Origin of the sequence: Pedobacter africanus, assembly GCF_900176535.1 — a bacterium.
GTDB classification, from domain to species: Bacteria; Bacteroidota; Bacteroidia; order Sphingobacteriales; family Sphingobacteriaceae; genus Pedobacter; species Pedobacter africanus.
Map to the genome: position 1 here is coordinate 804577 of NZ_FWXT01000001.1, position 19686 is coordinate 824262.

General features: G+C 42.8%; 15 protein-coding genes and 1 pseudogene. 4 read left to right on the plus strand and 12 right to left on the minus strand.

What is annotated here, in order from left to right; all coding sequences use genetic code 11:
- Positions 1-108 precede the first annotated feature (108 nt).
- Both B9A91_RS03285 and B9A91_RS03290 read left to right on the plus strand, forming a co-directional pair.
- Positions 109-3204 carry a DUF6493 family protein gene (locus B9A91_RS03285; protein WP_084236985.1) on the plus strand — a complete coding sequence of 1032 codons (3096 nt, stop codon included), beginning with the start codon at positions 109-111 and terminating at the stop codon, positions 3202-3204.
- A gap of 3 nt (positions 3205-3207) precedes the next feature.
- Entirely contained in the window at positions 3208-4533 is a 1326-nt protein-coding gene (locus B9A91_RS03290; protein ID WP_084236986.1) for an SWIM zinc finger family protein, read from the plus strand.
- A 150-nt stretch (positions 4534-4683) separates the two neighbouring features.
- On the opposite strand, the gene B9A91_RS24070 is transcribed toward B9A91_RS03290, so the two are convergent.
- The 4 genes and pseudogenes from B9A91_RS24070 to B9A91_RS24460 form a co-directional block, all read right to left on the minus strand.
- Positions 4684-4857 (minus strand): hypothetical protein, encoded by a 174-nt coding sequence (locus B9A91_RS24070; protein ID WP_159451631.1) that lies wholly within the window; start codon positions 4855-4857, stop codon positions 4684-4686.
- Positions 4858-5435: 578 nt separating this feature from the next.
- Positions 5436-5645 carry a hypothetical protein gene (locus B9A91_RS03295; RefSeq protein WP_084236987.1) on the minus strand — a complete coding sequence of 70 codons (210 nt, stop codon included), beginning with the start codon at positions 5643-5645 and terminating at the stop codon, positions 5436-5438.
- Positions 5633-6346 (minus strand): ATP-binding protein, encoded by a 714-nt coding sequence (locus B9A91_RS24515; RefSeq protein ID WP_317043332.1) that lies wholly within the window; start codon positions 6344-6346, stop codon positions 5633-5635. The genes B9A91_RS03295 and B9A91_RS24515 overlap by 13 nt, the downstream gene beginning before the upstream one ends.
- A gap of 174 nt (positions 6347-6520) precedes the next feature.
- Positions 6521-6679: pseudogene (locus tag B9A91_RS24460) on the minus strand (AlbA family DNA-binding domain-containing protein); the annotation flags it as partial.
- Between the two features lie 318 nt (positions 6680-6997).
- On the opposite strand from B9A91_RS24460, the gene B9A91_RS03305 reads away from it, so the two are divergent.
- On the plus strand, positions 6998-7468 hold the full coding sequence (locus tag B9A91_RS03305; RefSeq protein ID WP_084236989.1) for an SRPBCC family protein: 471 nt from the start codon (positions 6998-7000) through the stop codon (positions 7466-7468).
- Here B9A91_RS03305 and B9A91_RS03310 read toward each other — a convergent pair.
- A complete protein-coding gene (locus B9A91_RS03310; RefSeq protein WP_144008845.1) occupies positions 7460-7828 on the minus strand; it encodes a hypothetical protein in 369 nt (122 codons plus the stop codon). The two genes, B9A91_RS03305 and B9A91_RS03310, sit on opposite strands and share 9 nt — an antisense overlap.
- A gap of 215 nt (positions 7829-8043) precedes the next feature.
- Between B9A91_RS03310 and B9A91_RS03315 the strand changes: the two genes are divergently transcribed.
- Positions 8044-8502: a JAB domain-containing protein gene (locus B9A91_RS03315; RefSeq protein WP_159451632.1), complete on the plus strand. Its 459-nt coding sequence runs from the start codon at positions 8044-8046 to the stop codon at positions 8500-8502.
- Positions 8503-8634: 132 nt separating this feature from the next.
- On the opposite strand, the gene B9A91_RS03320 is transcribed toward B9A91_RS03315, so the two are convergent.
- From B9A91_RS03320 to B9A91_RS03350, 7 genes are all read right to left on the minus strand, one after another.
- Positions 8635-9756, minus strand: a complete 1122-nt coding sequence (locus B9A91_RS03320) for a TlpA family protein disulfide reductase (RefSeq protein WP_159451633.1) — start codon at positions 9754-9756, stop codon at positions 8635-8637.
- 8 nt (positions 9757-9764) lie between these two features.
- Positions 9765-11174 carry a RagB/SusD family nutrient uptake outer membrane protein gene (locus B9A91_RS03325; protein ID WP_159451634.1) on the minus strand — a complete coding sequence of 470 codons (1410 nt, stop codon included), beginning with the start codon at positions 11172-11174 and terminating at the stop codon, positions 9765-9767.
- Positions 11175-11185: 11 nt separating this feature from the next.
- Complete coding sequence (locus tag B9A91_RS03330; protein WP_084236994.1) at positions 11186-14770, minus strand: SusC/RagA family TonB-linked outer membrane protein; 3585 nt, start codon at positions 14768-14770, stop codon at positions 11186-11188.
- A gap of 128 nt (positions 14771-14898) precedes the next feature.
- Positions 14899-16104: a FecR family protein gene (locus B9A91_RS03335; RefSeq protein ID WP_084236995.1), complete on the minus strand. Its 1206-nt coding sequence runs from the start codon at positions 16102-16104 to the stop codon at positions 14899-14901.
- 48 nt (positions 16105-16152) lie between these two features.
- Positions 16153-16722 carry an RNA polymerase sigma factor gene (locus tag B9A91_RS03340; protein ID WP_084236996.1) on the minus strand — a complete coding sequence of 190 codons (570 nt, stop codon included), beginning with the start codon at positions 16720-16722 and terminating at the stop codon, positions 16153-16155.
- 103 nt (positions 16723-16825) lie between these two features.
- Entirely contained in the window at positions 16826-18256 is a 1431-nt protein-coding gene (locus B9A91_RS03345) for a sialate O-acetylesterase (protein ID WP_084236997.1), read from the minus strand.
- A gap of 13 nt (positions 18257-18269) precedes the next feature.
- Positions 18270-19664: an alpha amylase family protein gene (locus B9A91_RS03350; RefSeq protein WP_084236998.1), complete on the minus strand. Its 1395-nt coding sequence runs from the start codon at positions 19662-19664 to the stop codon at positions 18270-18272.
- Between the last annotated feature and the right edge of the window lie 22 nt (positions 19665-19686).

The following is a 19686-nucleotide window of genomic DNA, read 5'->3' on the forward strand; positions in this document are numbered from 1 at the left end:
ATGCATTTTTGTATTGTCCTCATAAGTCTTAAATTGCAGTTACAACTTGACAAGCGCTTTTATCTCCCGATACTTTATTTCTGGTTTTAACTGACGAATAATGGAAATATGAGAAAACACCTGAAATATATTGATGGGAACTCCGACAAATTCTGGCAAATTGAAGTAAATGGTTCCGAATATACTGTTACCTATGGCAGAAACGGCACAAGCGGAACCTCACAAACCAAAACTTTTACAAGTGGTGAAGAATGCCTGAAAGTGGCAGAAAAGCTATTGAACGAGAAAATAAAAAAAGGGTATTCTGAAAATGGCGAGGTAGTGCCTGGTTCTGCCATTAAGAATAACAAAAAAACATCATCATCCTCTTCCGCCAATATAAATGAGGTACTGGCCACTTACGATGCTCTGGTTAAATCCGGAAATGTGGCCGAGCTCCTTCCCTTTTTACAAGAACATTCAAAGGGAAATCTTGAAGCGCTAAAAAAGCAGATCAGGAAAAACAAAAAATATTGGATGGATTTTATTGACCTCAGTAAAGAACCAGGGGCTAAATTTAATCATTCGCGATGGGGTATCCGCGCCAATGATGCACAAAAAGAAGTCATCGTACTTAGCGCCCTAGCCCTGTTCAATAAAACCGAAATAAATCCCTGGCATGAAGTTTTCCAATTCCTGGAAAAGGCCCACGAACCTCAGATTATGGCAGTGCTGGAATGGTCTTCCCCCGGCTGGATAGCAGACTTCATACTCCAAAAGTTAAGACAAGATGAATGGCGAAAGTTCGACTACCAGGCCTTACGTCTCCTTGAAGCCAGGGGATTTGTAAGCTGGTCGCCCGAATTGTATGCGATGTGCATCTCATGCTTTACCCAGTGGGCCTCAAAAATTACTGTAAGAGATTACATCAGCTACGTTACAACAGATACCCTGGCGTACCAGCGTGATGTGCCTGAATTGTTTAATTATGAGACAAACTTACACAACCTGCCCTTTAGGGATAATGATCAGCAGGATTACAATATATTCAATGCCTGGGAAATTATCTATCAAACATTGCTTCAGGAAGGTAAACTGGACCGCAAACAATTCATCTCACAAGCCATCCTCATACAAACCAAAGACTGGAGCAATAACCTCAAATCTTTCTTTAGAAAAAGGTTAACCAGCCTGAACCCGGAAGCAGAAGAATTAATGGTACACCAGGAGCATATTTTTGCCTGTTTACAATACCCTTATGCCCCTGTAGGCAATTTTGCAATGGAACTGCTCAAAAAGATGTATGAGCATAAGAAATTTAATGCCACTTCATTTTTGGATTGGCTGGAGCCTGTGATGATGGGTAACGACAACAAAACGGCCATCAAATCTGCGCTTCCTGTTTTGGAAAAAATGACCAGGCTGTATCCAAAACTAAGTAAAAAAATAAGCTCGCTTGTTGCAGATGTATACCTGATCCCTGATTTGAACCTGCAAGAACGGGCTACCAAAGTACTGCTAAAAATCACTTCTGCAAAGGATAAGGACCTGCAGGAAAAGCTGGCGGGCTATACTTCACTCATGCAGGGGAGCATTTCGGCAAATTTGGGCGAGTTACTACCCGGAGGCGCACAAACCGAATATACAGCGGCCACAGAAACCTATCATTTTACACCTGAGACAAGAAAAGTACTGCTCGAAGAAGTTGTACTACCTAAAGACTGGAACGACATCATTTACCTGTTTGGAAGCTTTATCAATTCGGATGAAGTCCTGGATACAGAAGTCCTGCTGAATACTTATATAACCCAAAAGCATCTTTTTCCGGCCGATTATGCTACCCAGCTCAATCCTTATAAAAAACAGCTGGAAAAGAAATATTTTGACAGCATCCATAAGGCTTATACCAGCGTATTCCTGCAACAAAAGATGTATGATATGAATTATGCATTAAGGATAAAAGATAACAGTTATCATAAAACCCGGACTTTATTACTGATTAAGCCTATGTTATATGCTGTGCAGGAACAAATGAACAACACTTCAAGCCTATCGCTACTATCATTTCCAACGCACAAACCTTATTGGATAGCACCAAAAGTTTTAATGGAAAGATTAATTGCCCGACAAAATAATAACATCAAGATCAATTACCTGGATCTGAACATTGCCATAGGGCGGATGCCGCGCGAACAAACAAATGAAGCCATTCCGTTGTTGGATCAACTCACAGGTGAGCTAAAAAACCTGATGGCATTTTGCCTGGGTACCACCAAAGAAATTACTTTTAAAACCAATTCCCTACTGGGCAAGCTGGTCTCAAAAGTAACTGGAGATGACACCGATTACAAGGCTATAAAGAGTGTAGCTGCACGGACCTATTATCCGCAGGAAATATTCCCGCAGTTTGAAGACACTTACCTTAAAAATTATCCTTTTGTTGTTGCCCCTTTTAAACCGGAGCTGGAAATTAAAGAACAATGGAATGAATACATGAATTATAACACCAAGCAAAAGGAACGGTCACCTTCCTGGTACGAACTGAGCTTTAAGGTTCCGGGGTATCAAAATGTACCTGACTATTGTTTGTTCGGTATCGACATGTATGGCAGGAAAAATACCTGGGAATATCATATGGGCAGTGAAGGAAATGTTTACTACTGGCACAGTCTGATGCCGCAAAATGCAGATGCGCTTGCCTGCTTCCTTATTCACTCTTCCTGCTCAAATGCAGACAAAGGTGGAAATGAGCTAAAAGGCTTTTTAAATTTGCTAAACAACGGGGGCTTTCCTTTTTCCGACCTGAGCACACTGGTATTTGCCTGTACCTTTTTCCAAAGTAAAAAAGAAATTCGTTTAATGGCTGCCGAAGTGCTTATCAACCTGGTAGAGCAGCAGACCATTGATATAACCTTGCTTGCAGAAAAACTGGGTTACCTTGCCTTAAATAAATACGGTGCATTTCTACGTTTGGTAGAAGGCATCGGGACTTTGAAAGATGTATCTTCCTTGCACAATTCCGCCTATCTGCAATTGTCGGAAGGCATATTTAAACAACTTAACAATGCCGAAAAGCTACCGGTTAACTTTAAAAAAATGGCAGAGCACTACGTTGATGTATTGTATAAAACCAATCAGCAACCCTCAGCAATATCAATAACATTCTACAGCAAATGGAAAGACAATGCCTCATTAAAGGCTTTGATTAAACAAATCATTAAATAAACCATGACAGATTTACAAATTCAATATAAAGGTATATCTACCTATACAAAATCTAAGGGCATCAGCAGCCTTGTTCTGGCTCACCAAACGGAAATAGAAAGTGTGAACAATATTCCCTGTTTCTTTTGGGGCAGTTTAACCGACCCATATGTAACCGCCAAATGCTGGAGTACAATTGCTAAAGTGGTAAGGTCAAGCTTCGGCCCTATCCCGCCCAGCCTGCGAGATCCTATTGCTTCTGCGGGAACAGAGAAGATCCGTTTTGAAGGTTTCTCTTCCTGTAACGGGGTATATGTAAGGCTGGATATGAAGCCTGAAGCAATTGATGGCGACTTTATCGCCACCGGTACTACCAATGTAGACTTTAATGACCCGATGCTCAATGCCCTGAACAGCATCCAGAAGAATGAGAAGGTTACGCTGGCTGTTGGCCAGCAGGAGATGCAGGTAATCACCTCTACCACTAAAGTTACAGAGAAGAAGGTAACCTTACCAATGCGCTGGATAAAGGGACTAACCTGTGTGCAGCTTTATCTTGCAGATATGGACCTTAAATTTGAGGCGAATAAAATCCAGACCATACAGCTTTTCCAGACCTTGCCGAAAGGAAGTGTAAAAGGGGATTTTTTCATTACTAAAAGAGCCGGTAAATTTACGTTTTCAACCCTTGCAACTGCAGACGGTGTGCGTATAGGCGGGATACAAAGATTACGCCTGCTGGAGGGAATTCTGGCTATAGTGGAAAAAATATTTGTTTATGAATCTGCAGACCGGGAAACCTGCGCCATTGTATGCGAGTTTGGTAAAATGCAGTTGCTGATGGCATTTTCGCCAGATGCCTACCGCGGGTTTTCCGGTGAAGGGAAAGCGCTTGAGCACATGACCGGGAACCTTCCGGTTGAATGGATACATGGATTGAACAGCCTGCTCAAATCTAATGAAACCTTTGATCCTACCTTACTGTCCATTGAACACGACATTGATTTTGGCACTATGGACCAGCTCACTTCCAACCTGTCATCTATCGGGCTTCTGGGCTACGATGTTACGGAAAGAAACCATTTTTACAGACAACTACCATTTAAAACAGAACGGATCCTTAGTTTAAATCCAAGACTTAAGAATGCAAAAAAGCTGATTGAAAATTCAGATGTTACCATTGTAGATAAAAAGGATGGATACGTAGAAGCAAATGTTAAAGGATCTGGCGTGGTGCACAAAGTAATTATAGACCACAACGGCTACAGGTGTACTTGTGAATGGTTTACGGCATATCAAGGTAAAAGAGGGATTTGCAAACATGTTCTTGCTTTAAAAATTGCTTTATGATTTCTCCTACCCTCTCTAAGCGTCACCCCCCGACATCTGATCAAAACACCAGATAGAGTATGCCAGATCACATACCCTCAACTCAGGCTGAGCTCCCTAGCAGCATCAGCGGAGATTATAATATTGTTGTGAGAAAGGGGGGAGTGTGGTTTAGTGTCCCTTCAGAAATTCTAAAGCCTCTTTAGGGAAACCGTGTTTCCTAATATCTTCGGCAGCATCTTTTGCTTTCTTTACAAAATATGGATCATTGCTTCTGCCATTAACCTTGTGGCTAAACGTTCCTCTTACTTTTCCGAAATAAGCATTGTTTGAATTAATCTTCATTTTAACCTCCAATTTATACAAAAATAATTATTATCTCCTACATGCTATATATGCCTCACTACGAGAATAACAAATATTCCCTATCTGGCTAATAAGGCCTCTTTGCTTATTAAACTAAACCCCGCCAAATAAATACTATCTGCAATAGCCTTCCTATCCTCTGTTATAAAAGACATATACGCTTCCATATACGCGTTTATCATCCCCTTCCCTATTTTCAGAGTCTCTGCACAGGCCAGTCTTTTTACGCCTAGTCACAAAGTAACATCTATTGAAGCAAATGCTGAAAGAGAAGGCTTTTGGCTAATGCTGTTTGATGGTACAGGTGCATTGGCGCATACCGAGCAGCTTCAAAGCTATCGAAAGGCGGTGAATTATTTCTATGAAAATTTTTCTTGGGAAAGAGAAAGACGGCATCATGAACATTCTGATCTGTAAGGAAATCTCGCAAAACTAAAGTTTAACTTTTGATTTTATAAAGGCTAACTTTACTTTTACAAAAAAAAGCAAATGAAAATAATACCCGGTGCATTACAGCTAAACTCGCGGCAGCATTAAAAGTTAGCCCTATTGTATTCTTAAACGGTACCCGGCAATCGGGAAAAAGCACCATTTGCCACCACAAAGTCGATCGCCTCTTTATGGTTCAACAGCATAACCGTATCATCTTTCGGCTTGCCGGCTGCAGTTTGTTTTTCCTTAAGTAAACGTTCCGTTTCAAGTAAGGAATAGGTATTTCCCTCAATTTGAGATGATTTCCAACTGAGATCAATGGCTAAAGGCTCCATCTCCTTTCATAAAGGGTTGGTGAAAGATTTACTACCTCATTTACTCCGCCATTTACTCCCTCACTTACCCTGCTATCCATTTTTGTACTGATCTTTTGCTCCCTATAACTTAGCTTATTCATGAAACCGTTTGGCATTTCGCCAAATTCCATTTTCATTGTAGGGTAAGTGGCAATCTCTTTTCTCATCCTTAAGAAACCACTTCCATACTTTTCTATACCACCTATTAAATAAAAAGCTTCAGCAATAAGTTTATTACGGGCATGCGCCTTATAATTGTCTTTCTTTAAGTCTTCAACAGTTAAGCTACCCGCCAGGCCCCCGGGGTTGTAAAATTCAACATAATTGTCAAACAGGCATATCTGCACATCTATAGGACTTAGGTAATTTCTATGTATAAGGCAATTTAACGCCATTTCCCTTAGGGCAGGCAATGGGTATTCAAATATTTCCGTTCGCTGTGTAGGCATACCCTTAATCTCAAAAGCCACCTTAATCTGCGATATCAGGTACCTCATGATCTCTTCAACCATGTCAAACAATGTCCCGTTATACATCCTGTCATCAATAATATAAGACGGGGTTTTAAACCTGCCCAAATGAACGTTGTAACCGGTACTTCCTTTATCAAACAGCAGCCAGGCAGCATTGGTTACCAGTTGCCCTTTAACCAGGCTCAGCTTTTCCAGGCTTTCCAGCATGCTTCCTGCTAACGCAAACCGCCCCACACTGTTCACTTTATCTAAAAAGCGCTCAACCTTCTTAAAATCCAGATCGTCCAGTGTTTTGCTATGCGCTATGCAGGAATCCCAGGAGATCTGCAATGACTGTAAATTTAAATCCGTTATTTCCAGAACAGACAACTGATGGTTTGAGTTGTTAACCCATTTCTGTAAACTCTCCTGCCCCACACTAAAACCCTTCAACGGATTCCCCTTATCATCTAGCCCAATTATAACCTGCCCGCCTTTTGCATTTGCAAATGCAACCAGGCTTTCAATGGCCGATTCAGAAAAACTCCGTTTAAACTCTGTGTATTTGTCTTCCTTATTTGTGTTGTATGCATATCCATTTACGCATCATATGAGATGCAGGCTAATCTAAACATATCTCACATCACCAGCCACAAAAAACAGAATAAATATTTCTATATCTAACTAATTATCAACACAATATACTGTGAAACAATCCAAAAAATTGCGAGCAAAATCAGAAATTAGTTCATCAGCAGATCAGGTGGATAAATATGGCCATTTTGCCCAGGGCATCTAGAAATCACGTTATATAGTCCGTAAGCTGTACTTAATTTTCCGATATTGTCAAAACCTTAAAAATTACTAAAGAATCTGTTTATGGGAAAGATTTATCAACTTAAAAGGGAGCAGCAATTGTATTGTGACATTCAAACTGCCTGGGATTTCTTTTCTTCCCCAAACAACCTTTCACGTATTACGCCCGAAGAGATGGGCTTTGTTGTGTTAAGCAAGCTGACCGAAGCAGAGATTTATAAAGGCATGACGATCGATTATACAGTTTCCCCCGTGCTGGGCATCCCACTCCGGTGGCAAACCGAAATTACAGAGGTAAACTACCAAAAAAGCTTTACCGACTTCCAGAAAAAAGGTCCGTACAAATTGTGGAGGCATCGTCATGAATTTATCCCAAACCAGAGGGGGGTTATGATGATAGATACTGTAGATTATGAATTGCCCTTTGGCATTATTGGCCAAATAGCGCATGGCCTGTTTGTAAAGAAAAAATTAAACACCATTTTCAACTTTCGCCATCAGGTACTGGAACAGTTATTCAATCCGTTAAGGTAGAAAAAGATTTGTTCCATAGCTCCCTACCTTTTCCATTTTACTCCAGGTCATGTCCTGTAGCAGAAATACACATTGAAAATCGTATGATCTAAATCCCTCATTTTTTAAGAACACCTGGATCTGCGGTTTAACCGCCAGAAACAGTTGTGTGCAATACAGCTCAAAATTGTTCAGTATAAATTTTTCCCGGTAGGCCTTTGAAAAATTCGCCAGGTTAAAGCAGATGGTGTTTCCATCTACCAAAACAATTAAATCCCCGTTGTGCTGCATCCCTCTTTGGATGCGGTCATTCGCCATTACCCAGCCCCGCATTATCCGGTTAAATGAAGCTTGCTGCTCTAAGTTTAAAATTACCCTCATTACTTCATACATTTTGTTTTTCAATCTGCTTTGCTTACCAGAACGGATTTTGTTTACTCAACGTTTGCTCCGGGTAATACAAAGCTAGGTTATAGCGGCGTTTATTTGCAAATAAAATGCTAAAAATATTAGTATTTAACTGGTGGTTTTACTATATTTGTTTTATGCGTAAAGCATTTACTTACAACTTATTATTTAACTATAAAACTGAAATTATGTACCAAGCAGTTGAATTTACTACCAGTTATTTGAACGAGCCAAAGCACAATTATTACAGCCGCAGGCCTGCTGTTCGCAGGTATATAACAGGGAATAGCTACAATACTTACCAGATGGCAAAAGAGGCTATTCCTGAACGGCAGGGTTACTGGTTAATGTTGTTTGATGGCACAGGTGCCCTGGCACATACAGAAAAGCTGGGCGATCAGACTTCTGGTTTCGGCGAGATCGGAACCATTTTACATACTGCTTTGAGGCAGGAGTGCCTTTCTATAGTGCTGGTAAGTTGTGCCAATGATTACTACCAGGCTAACCGCAAAGATTTGGTTTACAATATAAACCTGATCGCTGCTGCCTGTGGCATCAGCATGGTGTTATTGGATCATATTGTTATGGAACCGGATGGGTATTATTCGTACCGGGATAATGGGTTGTTGAGTTATATGGAGAATTAGTGATTAAATATAGAGGTAATATAGTTTCCATAGTTCCTTTTTATCTCAGTTTAAACAGGGTTCCACTTCAGTTACAACTGAATGAAAACTGAAGTGGAATTGAAATGAAACTGAAATAAGCGGTAATTATAGTTATTTTACGCTCTCTTTATAGCTTTTCAATCTGCTTTCATATGCAGCAACGGTCTCAGTTGTAATGTCTTGATCCTTGCTTCCTGCCTTCAGCATTTTTTTAGCCAGCTCCAATGCCTTTTCCTCATTGACAATAGCGTTCCTGAAATCGCCTCCCTTGGCAAAGCAACCCGCAAGTTCATCAAGCAGCTCCGGATTGGTTAGTGCATTGGTATCACCAAAATTTTTTGCTGTCCATAAATAGGTTTCATGGGATAGCTGCTTGTTTTTTTCTTTGCCTACTATCTGCAAAATTAACGACGGGGCCGCTTTATCTTCGCTCTGCCATACCTTTCCAAATTCAACAGCTTTTTTCTCATCAAGATAAGCCAGCAATACTTTAAATTTCAATTGGTCCATCATCGTTTTCAGGTCTGGCTTTTCTTTTTTAACCGCCTCGGTCAGCTCAACTACCTTTACATAATTTTTCGCCTTAAATGCTTCTTCTATCGGGTTCATAAATGAGCTGTAATAGGCACTTTGTTTTTTTGAGGTCTCCGTCATCTCTTTAAACCGGGATTTAAATGCTTCCATATCGTAGCGGTTTTCAAGGATCTTCGGAATGATCGTATCCAGCGCCTGCGGCCCTCCAATCCATACTACCTTATTGTCTTTCACAATAAAGGTAGCAGGAATACCATTTTGTCCGGAAGCTTTAAGCCAGTTGTGGTACATAAACTGCGCGTTGTTATCGGCAATTACGGAAAAGCCTATTTTCGCCGCATTCGTTTCCACAAATTGCACTACAGCAGGCAGCGATGAATCGTAAGGCTTATCTTCATCAACCCGCTCAGCTATATTTACACCTATAAAATTCACTTTGTTTTTGTACTCCTGCTGCAGCTTTGTTAAATGCGGCATGGCTTTTATACAAGGCACGCACCAGGTAGCCCAGAATTCTAAAACATACAATTGATTGCCGGTTAATGACACAACCGGCTCACCTTTAATCCATTTACCGTACTGCAGCGCCGGGGCCTGGTCTCCAATAGTTAAGCCCTTAGCTTGCTGCGCAAATAAATTGCCAGTGCTAAAAAAAGTACAGGTGGCAATAGCCATTATACCTGTTGTTATGATCTTCATTTTCATCTTTAATAATTTTGAGTCAGGGTTTCATTAAATTGTGTGGCACTTTGCGGGAAGGGGAAAACCCATAATTTAGAATTGGCAGGCAGTACATACTTTATGCCGTTAATGGTCCTTTCAACAGCTACAGGATACAAGCCTTCCCTGTTCCATCTTTTGATGTCTGCAAAATTTCTCCAGGTAAACAGGAACTCAATCCTTGATGTCCGCTGCAAATAGGCCATGGCCTGTGCCGCGGTTGTTGCACTCCAGGGTGTATAAACCGCAGGATCAATCCGGCGGATCCTGATTTTGTTGACTTCATCCATCCCCCCTCCTATGTTATTGGTACGGATGAGGCATTCTGCTTTCATCAGCACCAGATCGGATGTAGTGAGGCCGCCGGCATTACCCTGATAGGTCATGGCAAACCACATTGGGATGTTTGGCAATCCGGTAAGATATAAGCCGTATGGATAATTATAAGTATCTGTATGGTCTTTAACGATGTTCCCTGCCTCATAATAGTTATTCAGGATTTCATAGGTTGGTAAACTTAAGCCCGGATCGGCAGCATCAAAAGCGGCATAAAAAAGGTTATCCGGAGCGGTTAGTCCGGCACGGCTTAACACCCGGTTTGCCCTGGGTGTAATGTTCATTAATGGCCGGTGGTCTTCCAGCGTACTGTTTATGGTCAAGGCGGTATTCACTGCTTCCAAAGCGCCAGTATAATTTCGCATAAACAACAGAATTTTTGCTTTCAGGGCATAGGCAAAGCCTTTTCCCACGCGCATGGCATTTTTAGGCCGGTCTGGTAAGGCATCAGACGCCATTGCCGCATCAATATCTGAAAGCATGTGGTCATACACTTCTTTTACCGTTCTTTTAGCGTTCAGCCGCTCAAAAGCCACATCATCTACATAGGGTACCCCGCCATCTGTTGCTGCAGTAGCTGGATCATAAGCTTTAGCATACACATTCACCAACAAAAAATGCAGGTACGCCCTTAGCGTTAAAGCCTCGGCCTTAACCTGCTTTAGCAACTGCGGATCGCCAGAAGCCTTATCACTATTGGCGATCGCAATATTTGCAACGGTTGAAATGATTTTGTAAAGTCCTTCATAGGTGGCATCGGTTGTGGCCAGCGCTGCCCTGTCTGCCGTTTCATCATAAGTCAGCAATACTTTGTCCCAGTTCCTTACTCCTGATGAGATGGTATTTGGCACATTACTGCCAATGATATAAGTATCATTTACCAATATGCTATGGTTTCTGAAGAGGAACGCTGGGCTGATATAGTTTACGTTCATCAACATATCCAGATCGCCGGCGCGGTTAAGCAAGTTCTTGCCCTTTGGGGTAACGTCTGTATACTTGGCACATCCGGTTACCAGGAGTACCACAGTAATGGCCAGAAAAAATATTTTATTGCTCATGGTCGTCATAGTTAAAAATTAGCATTGATACCCAAAACATAAGAAGTAGGGATCGGGACCCCGTTCGCTGTTTCAGGATCAGCATGTACATCTTTCTGTCTTACCCAGACAGATTTAGGGTTGTTGACCTGGAAGCGGACTTTCAGGTTGCTTGCCTTTATTTTTGAAGCAATGGCATTTGGAATGGTATACCCCATAACAATGTTCCTGATCTTGATAAAATCTGCCCTTCGCACCAGGTTGTCTGAATAGTAATACTGATTGGTAGCAGGTGGCTGATAGTACTGGCGGCTTCCGGGAATATCTGTATCTGTATTTGAAGGGGTCCAGCTGTTCAGCAAATACGATGGCAGCTGGCTATAAGTGGGATAAGGATAAGGCACTGGTACTGGTCTGGCCCGAAAATAATGTCCTCCGTAGTAGATGGCAAAAATACTCAGGCTGATCCCTTTGTAACTGAGGTCATTGTTAAAAGAAAGGTTCACTTTAGGGTCTGCACTGCCCGAAAAGACCATAGCATCCGCATCATTTGGCCCTAGCATAGTTGCTGTCGGAACCCCTGCGGTATTGTACCATTGTGGTATGCCCTCATTACTGAGCCCTGCAAACTGAAATGAAAACAGGGAACGTACCGGATAGCCTACCCTGTAAGCACCGCCGGATGCCAGGGTTTCCGGATTTCTTGTCAATTCATCCACATAGGTAATCTTATTTTTGTTCCAGGCACCAGATACGCTTGTTGACCAGCCAAAATTTCCAGCCGCCAATGGCCTGATCCAGTCGTATGCCAGGTTCAGTTCCAGGCCGTTATTGACCATACTTGCGTTATTGATCACCATCGAAGTAAACCCTTCTGAAGAGTCAAAACGTTTCAGGGCAAAAAGGTCAGTCCCTTTACGTCTGTACATATCAATGGTGCCCCGCAGCCTGTCATTCAGCAACCTGAAGTCCAGGCCAATATTACTGGTTGCGGTTTTCTCCCAGCGCAGTAAAGGGTTGGGCGGATTGGTTACTGTTGCCCCCGGCAATTGGGTAATCGGGTTTGTTTCACTAATGGCACTCAGAACGGAGCTTACATCGGTGCGGATATTGCCGGTAAGTCCGTAAGTGGCCCTTACTTTCAGGTAATTCAATAAGGTAAAACCTTTCAGGAATTCCTCGTTAGAGGCCAGCCACGATGCACCGGCAGACCAGAGTGGTTTACCCCGGTACTTTTCATCGCTGCCAAAAAGATCGGCATAGTCTTTCCTCAATGAAGCAAGAAGGTTATATTTTTTATCGTAGGTATAGGTCAGGTTGGCATATCCCGAAGCAAAGCGGTGCAGCTGATCGGGTACCAGGCCCAGGGTTGAAATCTCTGTTAAAAAATGGCGCCGCTGCACCGGGTAATTGGGGTTCCAGAAAGTGGAGTTGACATTGTACAAGGCATTAAAATTAAGCGTATTGGTTAGCTGGGTTTGCAATTGATCATCGTAACCCAGCAAAACGCCCCGTTCTCCATACACCCGCGTTTGGCGCAACTCCATGCCCGCCAAAGCTAAGAATCCATGTTTTCCAAATTCCCGCTCATAATTTGCCTGTAGGCGTCCGGTATAATTGGGGCTCCTTTCTTTTGTGGTTGAAAGTTTTCCGCCAACAGGCAGCAAATTGGTATAGCTGTAGTTGCCAGCTGTGCCCGAACGGGTAGTGTAAACGTTTTGCAGCCATCGCATGGTATAACTTTCGGCTTCAGAATAGGCAGAAACATCGCGCCGGAGGTCTTCATACTGAAACATAGGGTTTATGGACAGGCCTTTCAGTACTTTGAAATTCAGGTTAACATAATACCTGGTATTTAAAACAGAGGTATTGACAAAATCGCGCTCCAACTCGTCCAAATGGTTAAACCTGGTGCTGTATAATTTGGCTGTGGTTTCGGTTATGGTATTGTAGCGGTTAAACTGGCTTGTGCTATAGTATGCCCTGCTGCCATCGGTATTTAAAAGGCTGGAATAAGCAGGAACATTAAAAGGATTGGTTGCCAGCGTACTGTTATGCGATCTGATTTTGCCAATTACACTGTTCACACCATAGTCAATATCCAACCAGCGTGCTATAGCATAACTTCCTTTATAGAAAAGATTTAACCGCCTGTTATACGCATTGATGATGCCCCCGTTATCGGTTGTATAGTTGAGTACCAGGCTATGCTGGGACTTGCCGTTATTTGTGCGCAATGCCAGGTTATATTGCTGAACGGCCTGGTTTTTCAAAGCAAGGTCCTTATACGCATTGGCAAAATCATGGGTTTTATATTCAGCAAGCCTATCATTTAGCTGGGCCTGGCTAATCTGTCCCTTTTTTAACAGGTAATGATCGTATTGTACCGGAGAAATAGCGGTACCTATACTGATATCATTTTCAAAAGCGGCTACAGGATTTGCAACCGTACCATCACCTCCGTTAAAATACCAGCTGTAATAATCACGTTCCCAATCTACCTGCTGCGCCGGTGTCATAAAGTTCCGGTAACTGTAATCGGGTTTATCCGTGATGGTGAAATTTCCTGAGGCCTCAATAATGGTTTTTCCTTTCTCCCTGGCTTTTTTTGTAGTCACCACGATTACACCGTTTGAAGCCCTGGCCCCATATATAGCTGATGCAGCGGCATCTTTTAGTACGTTGATGCTTTCCACATCATATGGGTTAACATCCGCTATACTGCCCTCAATCGGAAGTCCGTCGACCACCACTAAAATATTGGCGTTGGTCTGAAAGGTGCCTACCCCGCGAATGGTGGCATTATCTCTGTAAAGTACAAGTCCGGGTACCGTGCCTTCCAGGTTTTGTAAAATATTGACAGTATTCCGTTTTTCAAGTTCCTCTGACCCTATTGTAACTACCGATCCGGTTATTTTTTCCCGGCTGACTTTCTGATATCCGGTGTTTACAATAGCCACCTCGTTCAACTCACCTGTAGCTACGTTCAGTTTAATTTCCAGGGGCATCCCTGCACCCTTTACGGCAATTTCAAACGTTTTATAGCCCACATAGCTCACCTGCAATACGGCTTCCTCGTCTACACCTTTAAGCTCAAACTCTCCATCCTGATTGGTATTCGTAACAGCGCTTTTCCCTTTTACCCGGATGCTTGCGTTTGGGAGGGGTTTACCGTTTTCATCTGTTACCCTGCCTTTTATGGTAAGCTCTTTCATGATCTGCTGAATGACACCGGAAAGGCGATCCAGGAAGGAAGGGGTTTTCCTTGTTACGATAATGACCTTATCTTCCAGGCTAAAACTCAATGGCTGGTTTTTAAACAGCTGTTCCAGTACGGTTTTAATTTCCTGGCGCTGTACGTTAATGGTAACCGGTTTAGCGCCGGCCATAATTTCATTGGTTACAATAAAGTTAAACCCGCTTTGTGTGCTTATCTTTTCAAATACGCTGATCAGGCTGGCATCTTTTTCACTCAATGAGATGCGCTGTGCAAAGCTGGATGCACTTACCTGCATTAAACAGGCGGTAAGGAGTAAAAGCAATACCTTCATAATCCTAAAAAATTGTTTGGCATAGCCCGGCGGTACACACCAGGTTCTTCTGTTTTTTTTGTACATTTGGTTGTTCGGTTGTTGATTTTTGTTACAAGCAATACTTTGATAAACTGAGCGTATAGGCCAAAAGAGTCTCCAGCTCTGTTGGCCTTTTTGTTTACCACATTATTTTCAATAGGATAATGAAACAGTTATCTCCAGTCTGTTACAATAAGTTTCCTCCCTTCTATTCTAAAATGAAAAGTTTGTGTTGCCTCAAGCATCTTTACCATTACCGATAATGGACTGTCCCGTTGTATTGCACCGTTAAAGCTACCATAGTTCTTTTTTGTGGTTTGATCTATAGTTTCCACATCGTACCAGCGCGATATTTTGCGCAGTAACGAGGGCAGGTTCTCGTTTCTGAACATGAATACCGGCTTGTCTTTTATACCTGCCCAGGCTATGGCATGTTCCGCATCCAACAGGGTTTGCAGGCGTATTTTAAAGGTCTTATCCAGAGTGGTCTGCTGCGAAGGCTTCAGGACAACGGCTTCGCTGTTTTTGTCCTCATCTTTCACAGATCCCCCGGTTACCCGGGATGATGGTGTTGGGCCGGATGGTGTAACGCGCACAGTGCCTTCCAATAGTGTAGTTTTAATGGCCTCGCCCTTGTACGCGCTAATGTTAAAGTGCGTACCCAGTACAGTTACTTTCTGCCCCGCACTTTGCACAATAAAAGGCCGTTTCGCATCTTTGGCTACTTCGAAATATGCCTCTCCTATGAGTTTTACAATTCTTTGTGCTTTGTTCCAATAATTGGATAAAAACTCCAATTTACTATCAGCATTTAACCAAACTTTTGTGCCATCTTGTAAAATAATGGAGTAAGTTCCACCTCGTGGTGTAGCGATATTAAGGGCAAGCTCCTTCTCATTCGCTGTGGACAATGGGTGGTTAATGCCTAGAGCCGATGGATCTATCTTCGTTCCATCATTGTATTTTATTTCATCGCTTACAGCAATACCTGTTTTTGCAGCGCTAAGGGTTATGGTTTTACCGTTGGCTGCAGTGAGGACAGCACGGTTGCCTCCCGGGGCAATGTCTTTTTTATATTTTGCGAGTGCGGGATCCTGACCTGCGCCAGGATGATATGACCTGTAAAGCCAGGTACATAAGGCAATACCTATTACCGCAGCGGCTATGCCAATACGGGGCCAGTTTTTAAACCCTTTCCCTGCCGGAATGGTATTTATCCGCTTATGTAGCACCTGCAGATCGTCATCAAGTTCTGCCTCCGTTAAATCCAGTTTTGTTGCCTCACCAAAAGTCAGCCAGTTTTCTACCACAGCCTTCTCGTCCGGGCTGCAATTTCCGGATTGGTATTTTTCAAATAAACTTTTGGCCTTGTACTTCATGTTATGTTATTGGCTATATAGACATAACGATTTCGTGTTGGGTCGGGGTTAAAAAAATATTAAAAAACTTTTTGTTCCCAGCTTGCCCTTTAAAATTTTTAAGGAATGGTGCATTCTGCTTTTTACGGTTTCCTCTGGCAGGCCCAGGCGCTCTGCTATCTCTTTACGGCTCATATCGGTATTACGGCTCAGCTCAAAAACGATCCGCATCTTTTCAGGTAGGGCAGCTATCTCCTTTTCTATCAGCTCTGCCAGGTCCTTGTGCCTAACCCGGTAATCGGCAGCTTCCGGCTCCACATCCAGGTAATCCTGAAAAGTATCCAGGTAACGCTGGCTCACCTTTTTATGCTTATACAGATCAAAGATTTTGTTTTTCAAAAGCGTAAAGAGGTAGGGCGCCAGATTCCCTGCAACAGACAGGCTTTCCCGCTTCTCCCACAGCATTCCAAACAAATCGTGGATCAGGTCTTTCGCCTCTTCCCTGTCGGCAGTTTTTTTATAGGCAAAAATATACAGCAGTGATTGGTAACGTGTAAAGATCTCTGTAAACGCGTCTTTATCGCCCTGCTTCAACAAGCCGGCCAACTCTGGTTCCGTATATGCGCTATAGGCAGTCATGGTTTTTCATTCCCCTGATTAAAAGTACTAAAAATTGCTGCAATTGTAGGTATAAAACCCTATTGCCCGGTAACAATTCTAAAAATTTATCAGAAAGTAACTTTTATTTGTTAATGATGGTGCGGAAAGGGGCAGCAGGCAAACCTGCATTATTGCATAAATTGCCAATTTTATAATTCCTGAAGCAATAGCGTACCTCCACCGGCTCCTTAACCTGCTCGCACCACACTTTAACGCGGTCCGAACCATTCAGTATAAATGCTTCAGCAGCCTTAAAAACACCATCTTTACCTGCAATTTCAAATCCTGTGATTTTTTCGTTCTCAGGGATTAACCCATCCTTCCCGAAATCAAATGTCAGTTCTGCAACGGCATCTTTCAAACTGACCGATTTAAATATGGGCCCCGAATACGAAAAACCTTCTTTGCCATATGTTTTTGCCAATGCCCAGTATGCCAGCCGCTGTCCTACTTCAATTTTATGAGGGGGATGAATGAAAACCTCGCTTCCCAGATCAGCGGTTACCGCCATGCCCACATTCGGAATTTCATTCATCAGTTCAAGTTGTGCCTGCCGGAAATATGCCCAGTCCGTCAGATCTTTCCCGCCCGATTGCCAGGGTGCTAGCTGAACGTAATAAAATGGCATTTCAGGAGCCTGAAAAAATATTCTCCACTGCTTTGTCATTGCAGCGAACAATTGCTTATACAAGGCCGGATTGGCAGTATTGGCTTCTCCCTGGTACCAGATCACGCCTTTAAGCGGAAATCCTTTCCATGGGTTTACCATGGCATTCCATAAAAGTGTGGGCGTTCCTGCGGCCCATTCAAATTCCTTTTGATGGATATCCGGAAATCTTATGCCCCCTACGCCGGCCAGGCTTTCCTTATCCATCCAGGCTTCAATTTTTGACATACTCCAGGAGCAATTGACCAGACCAATGGGGGCACCGAGCGATTGCTCCAGCATATCGCCAAAAAAATAGGCCGTTGCAGAAAACTCTGCCAGGTCTTTTGCCGACAGCTCTTTCCATTCGCCTGCAATTCCTTCTGCCTGCGGCATGGTGTTCCAGGCACGTTTTACCGTATACAGCCTTATCTTTCTGTTTGGATTGGCCGTTACAATGTGTTTTAAGGTACCAAAAACCGGCTGGCCACGAAAACCTTTTACCGGCATTTCCATATTCGATTGTCCGGAACAAAACCATACTTCACCAATAAGCACATTTTTTAACAGCAATTCCTCGCCGTCATTAAAACTAATCTCATATGGTTTTGCAACAGCCTTAGGCGTGGGCACCGTAATTTCAAAATATCCGGATGCATCAGCTACAACCGCATACTTTTTTGTGTTCCAGCCAGGCGTAACTTTTACGCGTTTATTTGCATTAGCATAGCCCTTAAAGGTCACGTTTGACAGCTGCTGCAAAACCATATGATTTCCAAATACTGTACTCAACTTAATTTTTGCTTCCAGCCGTGTAACAACAGCGCATAAAAGTACAATAGTGAAAAGATTAGTTATTTTGTTCATTGATTAAATCCGCTTATTTTTTTATACTGTTCAGATAATTGTCAATCCCCGTTTTTAAGGCTGCAAAGTAATTGTACCTTTTAACATGGACCATGTCGAAAATGAAATAGCCGTCGCATGCGTTTATTGCGGCATCAACAGTTTTGGTTACCGCAGCGTCCATACCACCGTTTTCCCAGCCAGCCCCGTTTCCAACATCGGGCCCTCCCGAAACTTTGGTATCTCCCTGCATTAAAGTTTTGGCGTTTTTGCAGAAACCTTCTACAGTCCACTCTCCGGAACCATAAATGCGGTCAGTTGGTGCATATGCACCAATCAATACAAAGTCCATATGATCGGCATACCCAAAATCTTTGTAAGCAGCGCTTGCCCAGGCCGGATAAAACTGCGCGGTATTGTATTTAGGACTGGCCCAGTTTACCCCTACATCATAATAGGTAGAATACCAGCCCCCTACATATACCCCAAACTGGATTTTATCATTTACCGATTTTACACGTTCCCTGGCCTTTACCATAAAATCGTGTATCGTTTTTACCCTGAATTCCATCCATTTCTTAAAATGTTTGGGCATGGTAGCTGGCAAAGGATAAGACGGTGTTCCCGGAACAATGACATCATTTGGAAAATTTACAACCGTTTCTCCAATGTATTGTTCAAACTTCTGTTTGGTAACGGCAGAAAAATCGCAGACAAAATTATTGTACCTACATCGGTCCAGAATGAGCCCATCAATATTATACCTGGCCAGGTCGCCGATAATGTTGAGCATATACTGTTGCACATCATCGTTGGCAGGGTTCATAAATTTGGTTCCATAACTGTTATCCGGATCCTGGGCAGTGGTAATATCCATTACATTTACCAGTCCTCCGGGTAGGTTTAAAGTGGTTGCCCATTCTTTTTTAGTCCCTTCCCTGAACAGCATTCCCTGCTGCCCCAGGGCATATGCATAATTGTTACCTGCAACAAAGGTATTGATAGCGGCATGGATTTTAAGCCCTACGGCATGCCCTTCATCAATAAAGGCCTGCAGATAATCCCATGTTACCGTACGTTCCACAAATCCATATCCACCCGACAACCAGACATCCAGTTTTTTCACCTGTTGTACCTGCGAAGAGTTGAAAAGCACATCTCCCATACTTGGGCGTACATCTACCACCACATCAGTAATGCCGGCATCGGCCAATTTCCCCAGGTCCCTTTTAATATTTTCCCTGCTGTTTGCATAGTCAGGAAAATTTGCGGCAGCATCAATCCAGATGTACCTTGGTTTTTCGGACTGGGCGGGATCATTTGGTTTATCCCATATCCATTCTATTGCTGCATTATCTTTTTTACAGGACGAGGCAAAGCCAAACAGGCCCAGGCCAGCTGTAGCCATCAAAAAATTCTTCCTATTCATACTTGGTCAGTTTTATGCTTTG